The following is a 19,642-nucleotide window of genomic DNA, read 5'->3' as shown; positions in this document are numbered from 1 at the left end:
CTGGATAACCGCAGGTCGTGGCACGTCTGTGCGATCCTGCTGCTAGGCAGCACGGTAGCCAGACGACGATAAACACTTACTCAGCACTACTAGCCGTTTAATCACCCTTGACCAATATCTGTTCACTCAATCACCTCGAATGCCAGATTAATCGAACAAGATCCCTAAATTGACGCAACTTTCTCATTTTTACACTTAAATAAATTGCACCAAAAATCACAATATACACATTTACAGCCAGTTTAACCGTTAAAATTTTATATTAATGAGATCAAAAACCAATTATTCAAACACTTCTGTTATCAATTATCATTTCATTTTCACCGTCTTTCTACGAAATTCTCAGCAAAATATAGGAACTTTTTTCATTTTTACGTCGTATCCTATATGTAATAGCGGCAGCGGTATAAGCGAAGGAGGCTTGTATGAACCGGCTGCGTATCCTCTGGAGTGCGATCACCCTGATGGTTGCGCTGATGATCAGCGGCGCGACACCGCTGATAGCAGCGCCTTTCTCCGGTCGCACCACTTTTGCCGACCCGCGCTTTGCATCTGTCTGGACCCGCACCGACGGCGAAGCGGTGCGCGGCGGGCGCACATGGTATTGGGGGCCGGGGCCGTGGTTCGATTACGGTGAGTTTTACCGGCAAAGCCCCAATAGCGCGCGCACCGTGCAGTATTTCGACAAAGCACGGATGGAGATTAACAATCCGGCTGAGGGTATTGTCACCAACGGCTTGCTCGTAAAGGAGCTTATCAGTGGACGAATGCAACTCGGCGATGATCCCTTCGATGTCAGTTATCGCGAAGGCTCGGATGTGCCGGTCGCCGGCAATCCACGGGCAGCCAATACCGTTGCCCCCGGCTATCGCGACTTTGCCGGCATTGCCACCATCGACAACGGCTACCGCGATCCAGCTCGGCTCAATCAGCGGGTGAACACTGTTATCTCGCGCAGCGGCAATATCAGTGTGCGCGATGACCTTGCCAAACCCGAAACCACCATTGTCCAATACAACAGCGTTACCGGCCACAATATTCCAAAAATCTTCTGGGATTTCATGAACCAACGTGGGCGGGTAATGGAGAATGGCCGCATCGTAACGGCGCCGATCGTAGATTGGCTGTTCGCAATGGGCTATCCGATCACCGATCCCTACTGGGTGCGGGCAGTGATCGGCGATGCCGAACGCGACGTATTGGTGCAACTCTTCGAGCGGCGCGTACTGACCTACACCCCCGATAATCCGGCTGGCTATCAGGTCGAGATGGGCAACGTCGGTCAACACTACTTCCAATGGCGCTACCCGCACCTTGGCATGCCGTGGGTCACACCCGATCCAGTGACACCACTGATTTACGCCTCGAATATTGATACCGGTAGCCATTGGGAACTGTACCGGGCTACCTTTAACGGCGGCGGCCAACGCCTCACCTTCAACAACGGCGAGACAGTCGCCTTCTCGTGGCGGCGCAGTTGGGACCCTGCACAACAGTACCTGATCGTTGACTCACGACGCAATAGCCCGACCTATCGCCAGATTTACGCCCTCAACAATATTGCTGCCGACTCAGGTGAGCCAGCACCGGGTGCCGGTGTGATCCGTATTAGCTACAGCAACACCGATGGTATCTTCCCGCCGCCAGATAACGACTTCTCTCTGATCCCCGGCAGCGAGTACAACGCAATGGTCTCACCGGATGGTAATCTGCTGGCATTTGTTTCGGAACGAAACGGCAACCCCCAGCTTTACCTGCGCCGTTTGAATATCCCGCTGCGCGGCTTTGCGCAACAGATCACCAGCTACGCCGAGGCATGCAACGTCGAAACGCCAACGTGGTCGCCTGATGGTCGTAACCTCTTCTGGGTCACCAATTGCGAAGGCAATTTTGAGGTCTATCGGGCTGACCTTCGCTACTATTACATCGACACCCTCTATGCTGGTCTGGAGCTAGTGAACATTCGTAACCTGACCAACAACGCGGCCAACGACCGCTTCGCTCGCGCCTCGCCCGATGGTAAGAGCATCGCCTTCGCCAGCGACCGTGACGGCAACTGGGAGATCTACGTGATGAACGCCGACGGTAGCAATATCCGCCGCCTCACCAACCATCCCGCTACTGACGACGCCCCCACGTGGTCGTCCGATGGCCGGCAGTTGGCCTTTGCCAGCGATCGTGACGGTGACTTCGAGATTTACATCCTCAACGTCAGCGATGGAGTCATTACCCAACAAGTGACCCAAAACACCGCCCAAGACCGCTGGCCGTTGTGGGCTCAGTAGAGGCGCACGGTGATGCGTCTCCCACGGCGGTGCGCCTCCCACCAGTAGGGGCGGATGGCAATCCGCCCCCACTGCCTTCGACCAATCAGAGAGGGGACATGTAGGATTGCAACCTACCCATAACCAAGGAGGTACCGCTATGCGAACCGTTCACCGAGTTATCGCAATCCTTGTACTGGTCGCTGCTATGCTGACAAACACGACCTTCCTCTCAGCAGCGCCCTTCGCCAACCGTAACGCATTCGCCGATCCGCGCTTTGCTGCCATCTGGACCCGCACCGATAGCGAGGCGGTGCGCGGCGGACGCACGTGGTACTGGGGGCCGGAGCCGTGGTTCGATTCTGCTGAAATCTACACCGATAGCCCACAGACGCTACGTACCGTCCAATACTTTGACAAAGCGCGGATGGAGATTAACAACCCAGCCGATGGTATCGTTACCAACGGTCTGTTGGTCGTTGAGATGGTGAGTGGCAGGTTGCAAACGAGGGACACATTCCTCTTTGATTATCGGTACAGTTGTGCAAATACGCCGGTTGCCGGTAATCCGCGTAGTGCAAATCCGGTAGCACCCGGCTATTGTCAGTTTACGTCGCGAGCAACATTCGATGATAACTTCCGCGAACCGTACCGCGATCCCATCCGCTTGAAAGAACGGATTAGCACTACAATCGATATGAACGGCAATCTCGGTGAACGCCCCGATCTGGCCCGGCCTGAAACGACCATCGTCCAGTACAGTTCTATCACCGGCCACAACATTCCGAAAATCTTCTGGGATTTCATGAATCAGCGTGGGAAAGTGGTTGAAAACGGGCGCGTGGTAACAGCCCCCATCGTTGACTGGCTGTTCACAATGGGCTATCCGATCACCAATCCCTACTGGGTGCGCGCGGTCGTTGGCGATACCGAACGCGATGTACTCGTTCAGCTCTTTGAGCGGCGCGTGCTGACCTACACGCCCAATAACCCTGCCGGTTATCAAGTCGAGATGGGCAATGTCGGTCAGCATTACTTCCAATGGCGCTACCCGCACCTCGGTATGCCGTGGGTAGCTCCCGATCCGGTCACCCCGCTGATCTACGCCTCGACCATCGACACCGGCAGCCACTGGGAACTGTACCGAGCCACCTTCAACGGCAGTGGTCAGCGTCTCACCTACAATCCCGCTGAAACAGTCGCTTATTCATGGCTCCGTAGTTGGGACCCTGCCCAGCAGATGCTAGCCATTGACTCAAGACGCAAGCAACCCGAATATCGACAGGTCTATCTCATGAATAATGTTGCTGTCGAGCAAGGGGAGACCGCTGCGAATGCCACGGCAACCCAGATGAGTTACATTGATGGTCATGATTTCTCGCTCATCCCACCATGGCAATATGATGAGTTTCAATCCAAACTCGTCAACGAGTTCAATCCGACAGTTTCACCTGACGGCACCAAACTGCTTGTTGTCTCTGAACGAATGGGGAAGCCAAATATTACGGTATGGCCAATACCCCAAACTACCCATCTCTTGTTTCCTTCGCGATTAACCAACAACGTATCAAATTGCCGTTACGAAAGCCCTTCCTGGTCGCCAAACGGTCGTAGTATTTATTGGGTTAGTGATTGTGACGGCAACTTTGAAATTTTTAGCGCCGATTTGCTTTACCGGCCTCGATATTCAAAAGGAATACCGTTCGTAACCGGCTTCCGCGCCGAACTCACTAACATCCGCAACCTGACTAACAACGCAGCCAACGACCGCTTTGCTCGCGTTTCACCCGACGGCACGCAGATCGCGTTCGCCAGCGACCGTGACGGCAACTGGGAAATTTATGTCATGAATGCCGACGGCAGCAACGTGCGGCGGCTGACCGATCATTCCGCCACTGACGATGCCCCCACGTGGTCGCCCGATGGCCGCCAACTGGCCTTTGCTAGCGACCGCGACGGCGATTTCGAGATTTACATCCTCAACGTTAGCGATGGGGTCATTACCCAACAAGTGACCCAAAATACCGCCCAAGACCGCTGGCCATTGTGGGCTCAGTAGGGCGCACGACGGTGCGTCTCCCACCCACGGCGGTGCGTCCCACCGGTAGGGGCGGAGGTCATCCGCCCCACCATCTTCTACGACACCGGCACCACTTTATTACCCGCCTCCGGCTCGCGCGCGATCAACACCTTATCAACCCGCAACCCATCCATATCGACCACCTCAAATCGCCAGCCGCCCCACCGCACCACATCGCCAGCGGTGGGAATCTGGCCGATCAGGCTGATCACCAAGCCGGCCAGCGTCTCGTAACGGTAGGTCTCTTCATCAGGTAACTCATCCACGTCGAGCAACGTGCGCACTTCGTCAATCGGCAATGAACCCTCAACCAGATACGAACCGTCTTCGCGCCGCACAATCGGCGGCGGGGTAGCGTCATCGTACTCGTCATCAATCTCGCCCACAATCTCTTCCAACACATCTTCCAGCGTCACCACCCCTTCAATCCCGCCCAGTTCACCTACCACTAACGCCATATGACGGCGACTGCGGCGAAAGGTGGTCAGCAGTGCTGAAGCGCGGCTGTTTTCAGGGACGTAGAGTGGCGGCGAGACCGCTTCACGCACGAGTGCCTGCTCGCCCTTCTTGCGGTAGAGCAGCAGCAGATCGCGCACGTGCACGATCCCGACAATCTGATCGGGTGTCTCTTCATAGACCGGAAAGCGCGAGTATCCGCTGGCTAACAACTCATCAATAACCTCGCCAAGCGTGCGGTTAGCTTCCACCATCTCGACTTCGTGGCGCGGGGTCATAATGTGGCGCACGGCCCGATCGCTAAATTTGAAGACCCGATCAATAAACTGCTGCTCCTGCGGCTCAACCTCGCCAGTTTCCGCCCCCTCCCGCACCAGCGCCCGAATATCCTCTTCGGTGATGCGCTCTTCTTCCACATTCGCCCGCCCGATCAGGGTCAAGACCAGACGGGTAGACAAGCTGAGCAGCACGATAATCGGCGTGCTAATCCGGGCCAGCAACAGCATTGGGCGTGCCATCAGCGTCGCGATCGCTTCGGCACTCTGCAACGCAATCCGCTTCGGCACGAGCTCGCCCAACACCAGCGACAGATACGTCACCAGCAGCACCACCAGAAATTGAGCGAGTTGGTTGGCATACGGCGCTAATAGCGGATACCCGGCGATCCAAGGCGCAAGTTGGCCGGTCAAGGTTGCGCCGGCAAAGACGCCATTCAGCGTGCCAATCAGCGTAATCCCGATCTGCACTGCCGAGAGAAAGCGATCGGGGTCGTCTTGCAATTGCAACGCGATCGCCGCCCCCCGGCTGCCATCCTCGGCACGTTGCTCAAGCCGCCCACGTCGCGCCGAGACGACCGCCAGTTCGGTAGCGGCAAAAGCACCGTTCGCTAATGCCAATGCAATAATGATCAACAATTCCTGCATGAGTTTCGTTTGCAATCAAGATGGTATCTAAGTGATTAGGCTATTTCTATTGTAATGACCACGAGCACATATGAATATTTCACACAAGTTGCACCTCTGCGATCCGGTGCCTACGGCATACAAGCACAAACGGCGACGGTTGAAGCAACCGTCGCCTGCCAAACTTTGCCCTACGCTACGTTCAGGTTCCATTTACTGATAGTTGATAATCCGGAGAAAACTTGCAGCCTGCAAGGATGCGCCGCCAACTAGGACGCCATCAATGTCAGGCTGGGACATCAATTCGTCAATATTGTCCGGCTTCACGCTCCCGCCGTATTGAATCCGCACCGTAGCGGCAATTTCAGCGCCGTACAGATCGGCTAGGGTGGCCCGGATCGCAGCGTGCATCGCCTGCGCATCCGCCGGGGTCGCCGTGTCACCGGTGCCAATCGCCCAAATCGGCTCGTAAGCGATCACCACATCCGCCATCTGTTCCGGCGTCACCTCAACCAACGCCGCCCGCACCTGTGCCGTCACAATCGGCTCGGCCTGCCCAGCATCGCGCTGCGGCTTGCTCTCGCCGACACAGACAATTGGGCGCAAGCCATGCGCCAACGCCGTCCGCAACTTCCGATTGACGAACGCATCGCTTTCGCCAAAATACTGCCGCCGCTCGCTGTGGCCGACAATCACATACCGGCAGCCAACGTCGGCCAGCATCACCGGCGACACCTCGCCGGTAAAAGCTCCCTGCGCTTCGGGGTAGAGATTCTGCGCCCCTAACCCCAACTGGCTGCCGGCTACCAATGGCGCCACCGCAGCCAACGAGGTAAACGGCGGGCATACAATCGCTTCCCGATCGGCCAACGGGCCGAGACCGGCGAGCAGATCGCGCACGAGCGCCGTCGCCTCACCGATCGTCTTATACATCTTCCAATTGCCGGCAATCAAGGGAGTACGCATCGCATCCTCATCTAAAACATCCGGGCCAGCGTCTGCAATACCCCAAACAGTGCGCTATCACTGAGTAAGAAGGTCAAGCCGACGCCGATCGCCACGGTGACGGCAAAGACTTTCCAATCCCATGCCAGCACCTTCGCGCCGTCAAACGGGCCAGCCGGGATCATATTAAACAAGCCAATCCAAGCGTTGAAGCGAAACCCAACGTAACAGATAGTGATCCAGAGGTCAAACGCCGGCGGGCGCAGCACCATGATCGGAACGAAGAGGAAGAGAAAGAGGACTGACAACACCAAATTTGTCACCGGCCCGGCCAGCGCAATAATCCCGCTCTGGCGCACGGTGAGCTGGCCGCGGTGCCAGACCGCACCCGGTGCTGCGATAAAAATGCCCAAGAAACTAATCAGAATTGACAACAGCAACCAGCGATCGTTAGCCAGAAAATGGGCTTGCGCGCCATAGCCGCGCGCCACTACCCGATGGGCTAATTCGTGTAGCACAAACCCGATCCCGGCTACAATCGCAGCCACGATGAGATTAATCACAAACTCGCTGCTGAGCAAGCGCGATGCGCCGGTCTGCATAATCGCGAAGGCCAGCGTCGTCCCTGCCCATGCCTTGAGCAGTTCGAAGTTATCATTCGGCGGGCGACTAAAGATGTCGTCAAATGAGGTGAAATCGCGCACGAAGGTTTCCACTACAACTGTTCGGATACGTCTCCTCACAATTATAGCATATCGCTACGCCAAACAACGGGCGCGGCACTGTACGGTGCCTAAGCTAGAGCACCGTAGCAAGCGAGGAAAAAGGCATACGGCGCAGCCTTATTGCTGCGCCATCACCAAACAGTGGCGCTACTGCCGGCGAATAATCTCAACAAGCTCTTCGAGCGAGAGCTGTGAGAAGTGGCGCGGTGGCGCTTTCGGCGTGCCGCAGAGCAAGAGACGGTGGCTAGGGTGCAGATACCAGTCGGCTTGGCTGTCACACTGGCGCAGCGTTTCGTACACTGGTTGCAAATCAACGCTCGAGCGGCGCTGGGCCGTTACCCCCATATAGCCGCGCCGGTCGCGGTAGGCAAACAGCACCGCGCCATAGCTAAACGCTAGCCGCGACGAGCCACCGTCGGCACTCTGCACCGCAATCCCTAACCCCCACGGCGTGTCAAATTCAAGCCGGTGCCGGAACGCTTGCTCAAACCGCAACTGGCGCACCTCGTGCTCGTACCACGCATCGAGATTGGCCAGCATCGCCTGCGCAACGTGATGAGGCCGATTCGGGTAGAGTGCATTGTACCCAGCAATTAAATCGGTAATATTGAAAAAGACATGCCCCGGCCGGTAATCGGCATGATCGATCCGCGTTACCTGATCAACTAATCGGCGTAGGGCTTCATCGTTTGGCGCGACGGCCCGCCGCACTAGCTCAGCCGCGCTGAGCGTCGGATCGTTGGTTTGGTGATGGTCAAACCGGCCACCGCCGGTGTCGACGTGAATTACGTGAGGATCAGAATCGACCGGCTGATCCCGCCACGTTCGCCCGGCTGGCACAAATTGTAAATCGGCATCTTTCGCCGGGCCAAACCGCATCAACAGCCAGATTGCGGTGAGGCAGTCGAGATCAGGGGCCAGATGACCCACAATCGTCAACGGCGTTTCCACACAGCAAACATTTCTAGAGCATTACTCGCTTCACATGCCCGATAGCCCGGTTGCGCACTATCGCCCAAGCCCCACAACTTGATCGTGCGCCGCTGTTTCGCAGCGAGAAATGCTACGACTTCTCTAAATGTCAAATCTTGTGCGTAATATAGCATAGCTGGCGCAGTTCCTCAAGTGGGCTGCGCCCCTCAATTGGCCTCATGATACACGATCAATGACTACTTTGGATTGTGATGATATGCACAGATTTGCGCGGGACGGCGGGCTGGGCTAGCGCTACTCTTCGCCGATTGCCGCGATGATGTGGTCACTGACCACGAGACTACCGCCGGTGATGGTCAAGGCGACTACATCAATCCGCCAGTCAGTCGTCGAGGGAATGTTGTGCTCAGCGAGGTAGTGGTACGCAAGGGTTATCAATCGTTGCCGCTTTTGCGCCGTAATCGATTCAAGTGCGTATTCATCGCGGCGCGTGCGCACTTCGACAAAAACAATCTGGTCGCCGTCACGGGCGACCAGATCGATTTCGCCGCTGCGACAACGCCAGTTGCGGGTGACCATCGTGTAACCGCACCGCTCGAGATAGGCGGCGGCTATTTGTTCACCCTTATCACCCAGTCGGCGTTTAGGTGTAGGCATACTTGCGCCAGACATCGTGCCGCTCTAGCTCGCCGAGGAGGGCAAAGGCCAGATACTGCGGCTGGCGCGGCGTCGATAGCAACACCATGTTCGCCTGTTCGGGGGTGCGCCCGCCTTTGCGATGGTTGCAGTCGCGGCAGGCTGTCACCACATTATCCCACGTTGTCAGCCCGCCTTGCGAGCGTGGCACTACGTGATCCATCGTCAGATGCGCTCGGCCCGGCTGCTGGCCACAATACTGGCAAGTCTCGCGATCACGGGCAAAGACGCCGCGCCGCGAGCAGGGCAGCCGTAATTGGCGCGGAATGCGGATATACCGCACCAGCCGGATGACCAGTGGAACGCTGTACGTGACCGATTGGGCACGCAGATGCTGCATCGCCGCTTCGACGAGCTCGGCTTTTTCTTGCAAGAGGAGGACGAGCGCGCGTCGCACTGAAATCAGTTGCAGCGGCTCATAACTTGCGTTCAAAACGAGAACTCGCTGTGCCAAGTGACACCCCCCTTAACATGAACCGATGTTATCACGATAACAAAGGCTCTTGCCCGGGGGCGTCATGGCCCCGCGCTAGAGCGGCCTGATGCGGTTCGCGGAGGATACAGCCCGAATCGCGCGCAACGCCGCACTGTCGCCGCCCATACTGCGCCGGCACCGGTGACGTGACGCGCAGTAACAAGCAGCTTGCCCGGCTGATGCCGAACAGTAACGGTAGCGGTGTTGCAACGGCGAATTGCCCATCAAATTCGATCCTATCCGAAACAGTCTGGCTGACCGATATAAAGGTAACATGGGTTGCGCAAAGTTGTCAACCCGCTACTGACCGATTTTGCCCGCTTCACTGAAAATCAGGCCGTCAATCAATTGTTCTACCGGTGCATGGTCATCGGTAAAGGGCCGGAATTGCGCCATCGCCGGCGTAAATTCGCGTAACGGCCCAAACCGGCCTTCATAGAGCGACCAGTACATCACCAGTTGTAAGGCCGGTATGTCAATCCGGGCCGCATTTTCGATGAAATTGACAACGCCGTCTCCCACCGGCTGGTTGACGCCAATCACGATTGCATTGCTAAACCGGGTGTCGATAATGTATACCTGCGGGAAGACAGCAACCATCGTCGAGGCCAGCGCATTCACCAGCCGGTCATCGCCGCTGGCTGGCCGGCCAGCATTTACCACGGCGACGCCGCGTGGGGTCAGCTTGGCTTTCACTTCCTGAAAAAACTCAACCGTCGTCAGGTGAAAGGGTATATACGGCTGGTGGTAGGCGTCCATGCCGATTACGTCATATCGCCGATCAGTCTGCACCAACCAGTAGCGAGCATCTTCGTTGTAGGTCGTGAAATACGGTGCTTGCGCTGTGCCGTCGGCCATGTCAAAGTAGCGCCGCCCGACTTCACTGATTTTACGGTCGATTTCTACCGCGTCGATGACTGTATCCGGCCCGTAAATTGCCAGAAACTGCTGGGCAATGCTACCCGCCGCCGCCCCTAGCAACGCCAACGAGCGGATATCAGCCGGGTTTGTGTTGGGGTAGAGGTACGGTGCGACGGTGAAGTAGTCCCACGGCCCGCCGTCGGTCAGCAGATCGAGCGGGTCGCCGGTTTCGCGGTATTTCAACCGGTAGATCGAGTGCAATGCCAACCCTTCGTTCAGAATCAGCACCCGCCGCCGGTCAACCGTGCCGCTCGCATACGTAACTTCCTGCTCGGCCACTTGGATGTAGTTGTAGTCAGATTCGTATTCGGCAATCAAGCGGCAGTTGCGGCAATCGGCCGCTTTGATCGCTCCGGTATTGAGTTGGTAAGCGGCGGCCAGCAAAGCGACTGTCGCTACCAGTAGCAGACCGCGCGGATCGCGCAGCCCGATCAGACTGAGCACAACCAAGAAGCCGGCAAAGAGGAAGAGCGTGCTGGCGACGCCGATGGTTGGGATCAGCACCAAGACGGTCAAAAAGGTGCCGATAATCGAGCCGATGGTCGAGAGCGCCGAGATGGTACCGGCAGTGCGTCCGGCCCGTTCGACATCTTCGGCTTGGCGCAGTTGCAGCCGGATAGCAAACGGACCCACCATTGCCATCAGCGTGACCGGCACGGCAAACAGTAAGATGACGCCGATCAGCGCGGCCAGAAAACCGCCAGCGGCGACATTGCGCAGCGCGCCTTGCGCAACGCTCAGGATCGGGCGGGCAATGAACGGAATGATCGCACAGCTCAGGCCAGCCCAGCCGATCAGTTGAAACAAGAGGCGCCAATCGGGCCGCCGATCGGCAAGCACCCCGCCCAACCGGTAGCCTACCGCTAAATAAACCAGCGTCATCCCGATCACCACGGCCCAGATCGGCTGGGAAGTGCCAAAAAAGGGCGCCAACATACGCGGCATCACCATCTCGATGCCGAGTGTACCGATCCCGGCCAGAAACACCACGGCGAGCAATAGCCGATCGTTGCCAGCTCGCCGCGCACTTATCGGAAAGGTTTTATCAGCCATTCACCCATCCGCTTACACTGGTGGGGTTACCCCCACCGTCATCTCACCGAATTGCACTAATGATTAGGCGTTCAAGAAGTTGCAAGACGAGCATTGCCACAATCGGCGAGAGGTCAAACATGCCGAAATTGGGCATGATACTCCGGATCGGCCCCAGAATCGGCTCGGTAATCTCTTGCAGAAAGCGTGTCACCGGAAAGTTACCCTGCGGATCAATCCACGAGGCCAGTACCCGCCCTAAAATGGCATAAAACAGCACGGTAAATAAAATACTGACAAAGCTTACCAAAAAGCCTGACATCTTACTCCCTCCCGTCGGTATCGAGTGATTCAAGCCGGACGCGCACCGCTGCCGCGTGGGCAAACAAACTTTCAGCTTCGGCTAGCCGCATCGCTGCCGGGCCGATCCGGCTTAACCCGGCCCGATTCATCCCTACGAGCGAGATGACTTTGCGAAAACTGTCAACGTTGACCGGCGATGCGTAGCGTGCCGTGCCTTCGGTGGGCATGATGTGCGACGGCCCCGCCACATAGTCGCCCAACACTTCAAACGACTCTTCACCCAAAAAGATGCCGCCGGCATTGCGTACCTCGCCGACATATGACCACGGCTCGGCAATCAGTAGGCAGAGATGCTCTGGCCCATACTCATTGGCCAAGCTAAACGCCGTTGCTAGATCGGGCACCAGCACAATCCCGCCACGCTGTGTGACCGCTTCGCGCGCCGCGCGGGCGTTTGCGACGGGTAATGCCGCCAGTTGCCGCTCGACTTCGTGCTGCACCTGTTCGGCCAAAACCTGATCGGTGGTCAGCAAAATGGCGCTTGCTTCGACATGCTCAGCCTGCGCCAATAAATCAGCGGCTACGGCGCGCGGGTTGGCCGTCTGATCAGCGATAATCAGCGTCTCGGTCGGCCCCGGCAAGCTGACCACTCCCACCGTGCCATACACCATCCGCATTGCGTGTATCACGTACCGGTTCCCCGGCCCGGCCACCGTATCAACCCGCGGGATGCTCTCGGTGCCGTAGGCAAGCGCCGCTATTGCCTGCGCGCCGCCTACTGCGAACATCCGGTCAACACCGGCTAGATGGGCCGCCGCCATCACGATCGCGGCTGGTTCACCGGTAGCCCGCTGTGGCGGCGAACAGACCACAATCTCACGCACACCGGCTACCCGTGCTGGCACCGCAGCGTGGATCAGCGATGACGGCAGCGGCGCCGCCCCTCCCGGCACATAAATCCCAACCCGGTCAAGTGGGCGTACAATCTGGCCCAGCGCTCCTTCGACCCCAAATTCGACCCATGAGTTGCGGAGTTGCCGCTCGTGGAAGCGGCGAATTTCGCTAATCGCCAGCAACAGCGCGCGGCGCAACGCCGGATCAAGATCGGCAGCCGCTGCCGCCCACCGCTCCCGCGGTATCTCAATCGCCATCTGATCTACGCCGTCGAAACGCAAGCTGTACTCGCGCAGCGCGTTATCGCCCCGTTGCCGCACATCGGCAATAATCTCGGCGACGGTGCGGGTCGTTGCGGCATCATCGTCAAGCGGTGTCCGCCGCAAAATACCAACGCGGGCAGCATTAAGATCACGAATGATAGGGATTGCCATCGCTGCTCACTCTTCATACTACCGGCCACCCCCTCCAGCGAGAAGTGGCGCTTTCCTCGCTATGTTATTGTCATTCTACCGCACCTTGCCGACTACGGTCGCGCCGTCAATGTCAAAACCACCTCGAGTTGCTCGGCACCACGTTGGAGCGTAAGCGTCACTTGCTCTCCTATCGCAAACTGATCGAGTAGGCCAATAAGCTGGTCGCTCGAAAAGATTGGTATGCCATTACAAGCGAGGATGATGTCGCCGCCAACCCGTACCGGTAAGCCGCGGTAGGTTGCTTCCGTCTCACTCCCACGTAAACCAGCTCGCTCGGCTGGGCTATTTGGTTGGACAACGCCAACCAGTACCCCACGGTTGACCGGCAAACCGAATCGGTTGGCGAAGAGGGTATCTACCGTTGTCATGCTTACTCCAAGCCACGGATGATCGTAGCGCCCCTTGCCAATCAATACCGGCACAACCCGCGCAATTGTCTGCGCCGGCACCGCATAACCAACCCCCTCGAAATCGCGCCCGCCGAGACTGACCGCTATCGCTGTATTGATCCCAATCACTTCGCCGCGCAAATTGAGCAAGGGGCCGCCCGAATTGCCGGGATTGATCGCGGCATCGGTCTGGATGACGTTAGGGATACTGAAACTGCCGAAGCTGCGGGTTGGCCCGCGCAAGGTGCGACCCAACCCGCTAATCACCCCCACTGTGAGCGTATTCTGCTCGCCAAACGGGCTGCCAATCGCGACTGCGATCTGCCCCACCTGCACCGTCCGGCTATCACCCAACGGTAACGGTGTCATACCCTCCGGCAAGCTCGTCACTTTAATCACGGCTAAATCGCTATCGGGATCGCTGCCAATCAGATCGGCAATCACTGTTGCCCCGTTGGCAAAGCGTACCTGTATCTGCGTCGCACTGTCCACCACGTGATGGTTGGTGATTATATGGCCCTGATCATCAAACAAAAACCCAGACCCTTGCCCAGTTGGTCCATCAGGTGTGATTGGTGGATGGCCCGGCGGCAGATTGGCACTTTGATCAACTACCACGTCAAGGCTGACAACCGCTTGGCTGGCGCGCTGGTACAACGAAATGAGCAATTGCTCGTACTCGGTAAACTCCGCTTCATTCATCGTACTTACTGCTACCGAAGCGATTGGTGGCACCGGCGCATCGGTGGGCCGCACCGGAGGCGCCGTCGGTGTGGGGGCAATGTTTACCGGTGCGATGGGTAAGTCTGCACGAGAACAGGCGGTGAGCAGGACGATGAAGCATATGATAAGCCACTGACGCATAGTGCAGTCTCCTAGGAATGTACGTAAGTGAAGAGTAATTACGAAAAATGTGATATTCAGTGTACCTTGACCGAGCTAAAACAACAAAAAAGAGACAGTAGTATCACTTTTATCGCTTTGTTAGCGTCATTGTGGATACAAATGACTCACGAGTTTGTCGCGCCTACGAAGAAAAGTTTAGGGCGCTTTCCCGAATTGACAAATGCGTCTCGAATCCGATCTAGGGCTACCCCGTGTTAAGAGAAATCTGAACACCAGTTCTTCGACAAATACCTGCCCTGCCGGCTCGCGGAAGTTCTTGATCACATCATTAATGGCACCTCGTTTATCTTTGGGCTGCAAATGACTAAGGGCCTTACCTAATAGTTACTGCTGCAAGGAGAGCTGCTTCTATTGCTGTAATACCTAACAGGTCCTGTGGCTGCTTAGCCAGTCATGCGGTGCATTTGGTTGTAGAACACGCGCACACTCGGCAATGACACAGGCCATCTCATAAAAACACCCTCTCACCATGCTTGGAATACCGTTATTATTTAACATTCCTTGCGCTTTTTGATGCTCTAAATAGCTCAAAATAGCTTGCAAAAATCTTTGTTGATCAGCAATGGATACCGCTGTATCGTTCAAAGTCTTCAGGAGTAAACGCAGTATCAAGAATCTGTTTCGTCTCGATAATTTCACAACCAATAGGTAATAGCTCGCTCCCATCAGCATCTATTCCCATCTCACTTGCAGCAGACAATACTGTTCCACTACCGGCGAAAGGGTTCAATATTTTCCCTGTATGTATGTCTACGCAAATACTCAATCAGCGAAGCTGAAAATACTTTTTTATCGTTGTACCAGCAGTACAATGGCCTTGTTTTATTCGCTTGTAAACTGACAAGAAGGTGCGAAAGCGCCGGTTGAATAACACATTTGCCGGTAAATCGTTGCAACAATTGTTCATCAAGGCAGATGATTTCGTTTAAATGTGTATACTGATCGCTAGCTGAAATCGAAGAAAGCGCATGCAGCATAGTACACCAATCTCCAAGACTTGAATGAGACTAATTAGTTATCCTATTCTATCACGAATGCTCCCCCCTGCCCAAGCTATTGCTTGTTGCCTCCTTCGTTCATGCTCAATCGTTGCAGTCAATTGCCGGAGACAACAAAACCGGCGAGAGGTCATTTCGCCTGCCACTCTCGCCGGTCGTGTCAACCTCTACACCGTAATGTCTCTATCGTGAACGCTCGTTCATGGTCTGCCGCGCACCGGCCACAAACCGGGCCAAACCGAGGCAAAGAAGAGGCCTGCAGCAAAACCGGCTTGCACACCGTTGAGCAGCAATAACCAGAGGGGGGCAAACCACCAGCCACCGTAGTGACCAACAATCTCAAGCGGCCAGAGCAAGAAGGGAATGGCTGCGATGACGAATCGCAGCGGCCATGCCAGCGAGCGATAGAAGCGCAACACAGCCGGCGCGCGCTCACCGATGCTTAGGCGCGCTAGCCAGAGACCAATCGTCGCCCCCCAACACCGGGCGCACACCGCCATCGGCCAGCCCAACAACCAAAACGAGCGCTCTGGCGTTGGGCAAATATAGGTTGCCAACAGATCACGGGCGAGAACACCGGCATCGCTCACCAGCGGCAACCCAGTCGCGCGGAAGAGCGGCGATGCAATCGGGCCGAGAAAGAGAATCCATAGCAAGAGATCGAACATCCAGCGCGGCCACGGGCGGATCGTCTGCGGCGTTGCCAAAGCGTGTGCAGTCATAGAACCATTCTAGGCTTGAACGGCATTGCATCCATATTAGTGCGGACATTACCAATGGACAGATGCGCAAGCATAGAGCTAGCTCTTGCATCTAGTCAGTACAAACTAGACCGCTCCCTCAACGCGCCTGCTTCTCCAATCGCCGCACATCCCACCAAATGCGCGGCAAGCATGCCACCTTTTCGCGAAAAGGTACATAAGCGCGGCGACTATACGAATCATACCCGTTGGCGACGATTTTATCAAGGATACCCCGGTACACGCACGCCGCAGCGGCAACTGCAAAGCGCACCTCAACCGGCAAGAGCGCAATACCGGGCCAACTCTCGTCGTACAAGCGCTGAGCGCGTTCGATTTGAAACTTCATTAACGCGATAAACCGTTCATCATAGACACGGGCCAAAATATCATCAGCGGTCAGGTCAAAGCGAGCCAACTCATCTTCGGGCAGATACACCCGCTGGCGGGCGGCATCTTCACCAATATCGCGCAAAATATTTGTCAACTGCAACGCCACTCCCAACTTAATCGCGTATGGCGTCGCGTCGGGAGCAGCGCCAGTAATCCCGATCACCAACAACCCGACGACCGAAGCGACCCGGTAGCAATAGAGCCAGAGATCAGCAAAGGTCGCATAGCGCGATATCGTCAGATCCATCGCGACACCGGCCAACAACTCATCGATTAGATGAGGGGCGAGATTGTAGCGTTGGCAAGTATCGGCCCAAGCCAAGAGCACCGGATGCGAAGTGTCAAGGCACGGACGGCGCGCAACTCGCACCCATTCGGCGAGGGCACGAGCTGGATCGGAGGTTGCCATATCCACCGTATCATCGGTCGTGCGGCAAAAGGCGTACAATGCCCGTACTGCCCGGCGCTGCGGCGGCGGCAAAAACTGCGTGCTGAAGAAAAAACTCTTGGAATGGCGTCGGATAATCTGATCGCAGATTGCGTAGGCCTCAGCCAGCGAACGAACCGGTGGCGGCGGGAGTTCATCAGTGTTCGACGAGGCAGGCAGATCGCTGAGATGGAAGAGCTGGGCAAGCTGCTCATCAGCCGGCAAAGCTTGGCTGACCGGCAATCCGTTCCCGCGCGTGATAATCGAGATCGAATTCAGCGACACACCGCACTCCTTTTGTCACATATTCACGCTTATTTGTACTATACGCAATCTTGCGCGTATAGGCAAGCCTGAATCAAGCGTGATTGGTTTGGGTCGCCAATCACGCTTACCCTCCTCGCAAACCATTAGCGACTGCGACTCAGGAGTGCCGCGACGTTTTCCACCGCTTCCTGTGCATCGCGCCCCAAGAATGTGCCCGGCATCTTATGTGTCAAGATCGGGTTGAGGTTGAACGCGCGACCGCCATAGCCAAAGAGCGGTGTTGGCGGTGGCAGTTGTTGCAATGCGCGGCCAATTTCGAGCAGTTGAGTGGCGGTTTCGGTTGTCGAAGCTGACAAACAGACCAAATCAGGCTGAATGTGGCGCACAGCATCAAGCAGGTCTTTCACGGGCACTTCCGGGCCAAGATAGACGACTTGCCAACCGTGCCGCACAAGGAAGACGGCTAGCATCAGTGCGCCGAGATCATGCTGTTCGCTCGGAGCGCAGCCTACCACTACTAACCCGCGGCCCTCAGTCACATTGTAGGTATTAAACAGGCTCGACAACTTGCGCCGGATAAACTGAGTAGCAAAATGTTCAGCGGTCACCGAAATACGCCCAGCATGCCACTGCTCGCCAATCTCGATCATGGCCGGCTGGATCAGCTTCAGGAAGACATCTTCGAGCGGGTAAAGCGCGAATGCCTCACCCAGAATCTGTTCAGCGCGTGTGGCGTCAAAATCGGTCAGCGCGTTGATCATCCGCGCCTGCATCCGATCCCACGTGTGCGGTTCCGTATCGACAGCGGTATTCAACCACGAGAGACTCGTCTCGCTCCCGTCAATCATCAGCGCAATCGCTTGGCTGATGGTCAATCCTTCCGCTGTGCGATCACGAAGCCAACGAATCGTGGCAATATCACGCTCAGAGTAGAGGCGGTGGCCGCCTTCGGTGCGCTGTGGACGCGGCACGCCATAGCGGCGTTCCCATGCGCGGAAGGTGTCGGCCGGCACGCCTGTCTCCTGTGCGACAGCCTTGGTGTTGTATCGCGGCTTGTCTGAAAATTGGGAGAGAAAATGTTGCGGTGCCATCGTTCCGCGACCCTTCCCAGCGCTCAAGCTGTGCTGTAGCGATGGCGCATAATCTTTACACCCGATCTATATCGTACCACGGTTCACAATTACGTGTGCGTTCCCCAAATACATTGAGTGCTGCACAAGCCTTGCGCTAAGCGTGGTACAATGTTGTCAATATTGTAGCATGTTGCACAATCACTGTCAATAAAATGCACAATCAATCGCGATATAATCTCAGCGTATCGCGCTGATTGCAGTCATCACGATGATGCGTGTACTGATCACCGGAATTAACGGTTTTGTCGGCGGCCATCTTGCCGAGTATTTGCTAGCCAGCGGGCGCTGGGAGGTATGGGGGTTGTCGCGCTCGTCTGCAATCGCGCTGCCCGAACTTGCCGGCAAGGTGCAATTGGTGCAAGCCGATCTGGCCGACGCCGAGGCGACGATGCGCGCTATCGTGCAGGTGCGGCCACATATCATCTTCCATCTGGCCGGCCAACCTTTCGTACCCGAGTCATTCCGCGATCCAGCCGGCACCTTGGCCGCCAATACCCTCGGCGCGCTCCACATCTTTCTAACCTTGATTGAATACCGTATGGCTACCCGGGTGTTGGTGATCGGTACGAACGAAGAGTACGGCAAGATCGATCCCGAAGATTTGCCAATCGATGAGAATACCCCCCTGCGCCCAACCAGCCCCTACGGCGTTAGTAAAGCGGCCCAGAGTCTGTTGGCCTTGCAATACTACTACAGCCATGGGCTTGATCTGGTGCGGGTGCGACCCTTTACCCATATCGGCCCGCGCCAAAACGAGCGGTTTGTGACCGCAGCCTTTGCCCGCCAAATCGCTCGCATCGAACTCGGTTTGCAACCGCCGGTCGTGCAGGTGGGCAACCTTGCTGCGCAACGCGATATTTCCGATGTGCGCGATGTGGTGGCAGCCTACGCGCTGCTAGCCGAACATGGTGAAAGCGGTGCAGTGTACAATGTTGGGTCGGGAAAGGCCGTTATGGTGCGCGAGTTGCTCGATATGCTCTTGGCCGAATGCACGGTGCCGGTCGAGGTACGGCTCAACCCCGAATTGATGCGCCCGATCGATATTCCGCTCGTCGTGTGCGACGCGAGCCGCCTACGCGCGCGCACCGGCTGGCAGCCGCGCTATACCCTGCCCGAGACCCTGCACGATGTTTTGACCTACTGGCGCCAACGGGTCCGCGCCGAGGCGTTGGCGGCTGCTGGCTAAGAAAATCGTCACCAAACTGCCAGCGATTGGTAAACTGTTTGTGGTCTACCGGCACTATACTGTGCCTAGCCGTATCAGGATCGTTTAATTGGCAAACCTAT

At 56.5% G+C, this 19,642-nt stretch carries 17 protein-coding genes; 3 read left to right on the top strand and 14 right to left on the bottom strand.

All coding sequences use genetic code 11. From position 1 onward, the window contains the following. The first annotated feature begins 425 nt into the window (after positions 1-425). Together Q1A59_RS01025 and Q1A59_RS01020 are read left to right on the top strand one after the other, a co-directional pair. Positions 426-2,285 (top strand): hypothetical protein, encoded by a 1,860-nt coding sequence (locus tag Q1A59_RS01025; protein ID WP_298401880.1) that lies wholly within the window; start codon positions 426-428, stop codon positions 2,283-2,285. Between the two features lie 139 nt (positions 2,286-2,424). Next, positions 2,425-4,323, top strand: coding sequence for a hypothetical protein (locus tag Q1A59_RS01020; RefSeq protein ID WP_299643451.1), 1,899 nt, complete (start codon positions 2,425-2,427; stop codon positions 4,321-4,323). A 77-nt stretch (positions 4,324-4,400) separates the two neighbouring features. On the opposite strand, the gene Q1A59_RS01015 is transcribed toward Q1A59_RS01020, so the two are convergent. The 14 genes from Q1A59_RS01015 to Q1A59_RS00955 all read right to left on the bottom strand — a co-directional run bounded on the left by Q1A59_RS01015 (position 4,401) and on the right by Q1A59_RS00955 (position 18,313). Beyond that, positions 4,401-5,723, bottom strand: coding sequence for a hemolysin family protein (locus Q1A59_RS01015; protein ID WP_298401885.1), 1,323 nt, complete (start codon positions 5,721-5,723; stop codon positions 4,401-4,403). Positions 5,724-5,915: 192 nt separating this feature from the next. After that, positions 5,916-6,668, bottom strand: coding sequence for a triose-phosphate isomerase (gene tpiA, locus Q1A59_RS01010; protein WP_298401887.1), 753 nt, complete (start codon positions 6,666-6,668; stop codon positions 5,916-5,918). Between the two features lie 11 nt (positions 6,669-6,679). Beyond that, on the bottom strand, positions 6,680-7,351 hold the full coding sequence (locus Q1A59_RS01005) for a M50 family metallopeptidase (RefSeq protein ID WP_299643447.1): 672 nt from the start codon (positions 7,349-7,351) through the stop codon (positions 6,680-6,682). A 168-nt stretch (positions 7,352-7,519) separates the two neighbouring features. Beyond that, entirely contained in the window at positions 7,520-8,323 is an 804-nt protein-coding gene (locus Q1A59_RS01000) for a hypothetical protein (protein ID WP_298401889.1), read from the bottom strand. Positions 8,324-8,599: 276 nt separating this feature from the next. After that, complete coding sequence (locus Q1A59_RS00995; RefSeq protein WP_298401890.1) at positions 8,600-8,962, bottom strand: YraN family protein; 363 nt, start codon at positions 8,960-8,962, stop codon at positions 8,600-8,602. Further along, on the bottom strand, positions 8,949-9,434 hold the full coding sequence (locus Q1A59_RS00990) for an HNH endonuclease (protein ID WP_245669054.1): 486 nt from the start codon (positions 9,432-9,434) through the stop codon (positions 8,949-8,951). The genes Q1A59_RS00995 and Q1A59_RS00990 overlap by 14 nt, the downstream gene beginning before the upstream one ends. A 342-nt stretch (positions 9,435-9,776) precedes the next feature. Then, positions 9,777-11,450: a spermidine synthase gene (locus Q1A59_RS00985; protein ID WP_298401893.1), complete on the bottom strand. Its 1,674-nt coding sequence runs from the start codon at positions 11,448-11,450 to the stop codon at positions 9,777-9,779. Between the two features lie 43 nt (positions 11,451-11,493). Next, positions 11,494-11,751 (bottom strand): YggT family protein, encoded by a 258-nt coding sequence (locus tag Q1A59_RS00980; RefSeq protein WP_298401895.1) that lies wholly within the window; start codon positions 11,749-11,751, stop codon positions 11,494-11,496. 1 nt (position 11,752) lies between these two features. After that, positions 11,753-13,060 (bottom strand): histidinol dehydrogenase, encoded by a 1,308-nt coding sequence (gene hisD, locus Q1A59_RS00975; protein WP_298401897.1) that lies wholly within the window; start codon positions 13,058-13,060, stop codon positions 11,753-11,755. A gap of 92 nt (positions 13,061-13,152) precedes the next feature. Then, a complete protein-coding gene (locus tag Q1A59_RS00970; protein ID WP_298401899.1) occupies positions 13,153-14,355 on the bottom strand; it encodes a S1C family serine protease in 1,203 nt (400 codons plus the stop codon). Positions 14,356-14,532: 177 nt separating this feature from the next. After that, entirely contained in the window at positions 14,533-14,661 is a 129-nt protein-coding gene (locus Q1A59_RS18100) for an AvaI/BsoBI family type II restriction endonuclease (protein ID WP_366144852.1), read from the bottom strand. Between the two features lie 934 nt (positions 14,662-15,595). After that, on the bottom strand, positions 15,596-16,117 hold the full coding sequence (locus Q1A59_RS00965) for a DUF2085 domain-containing protein (RefSeq protein ID WP_298401901.1): 522 nt from the start codon (positions 16,115-16,117) through the stop codon (positions 15,596-15,598). Positions 16,118-16,235: 118 nt separating this feature from the next. After that, positions 16,236-17,240 (bottom strand): phytoene/squalene synthase family protein, encoded by a 1,005-nt coding sequence (locus Q1A59_RS00960; RefSeq protein WP_298401903.1) that lies wholly within the window; start codon positions 17,238-17,240, stop codon positions 16,236-16,238. Between the two features lie 125 nt (positions 17,241-17,365). Next, positions 17,366-18,313, bottom strand: coding sequence for a B12-binding domain-containing protein (locus Q1A59_RS00955; RefSeq protein ID WP_298401905.1), 948 nt, complete (start codon positions 18,311-18,313; stop codon positions 17,366-17,368). A 250-nt stretch (positions 18,314-18,563) separates the two neighbouring features. Here Q1A59_RS00955 and Q1A59_RS00950 point away from each other — a divergent pair, with 250 nt between their 5' ends. Further along, the gene (locus Q1A59_RS00950) at positions 18,564-19,541 is read left to right on the top strand and encodes a GDP-mannose 4,6-dehydratase (RefSeq protein ID WP_298401910.1); all 978 of its coding nucleotides are present in this window, start codon (positions 18,564-18,566) and stop codon (positions 19,539-19,541) included. The last annotated feature ends 101 nt before the right edge of the window (positions 19,542-19,642 follow it).

The organism is uncultured Chloroflexus sp. (genome assembly GCF_937951745.1).
Lineage (GTDB): Bacteria > Chloroflexota > Chloroflexia > Chloroflexales > Chloroflexaceae > Chloroflexus.
The sequence above is the reverse complement of the archived record's forward strand: the minus strand, read 5'-3'. Positions and strand labels throughout refer to the sequence as shown.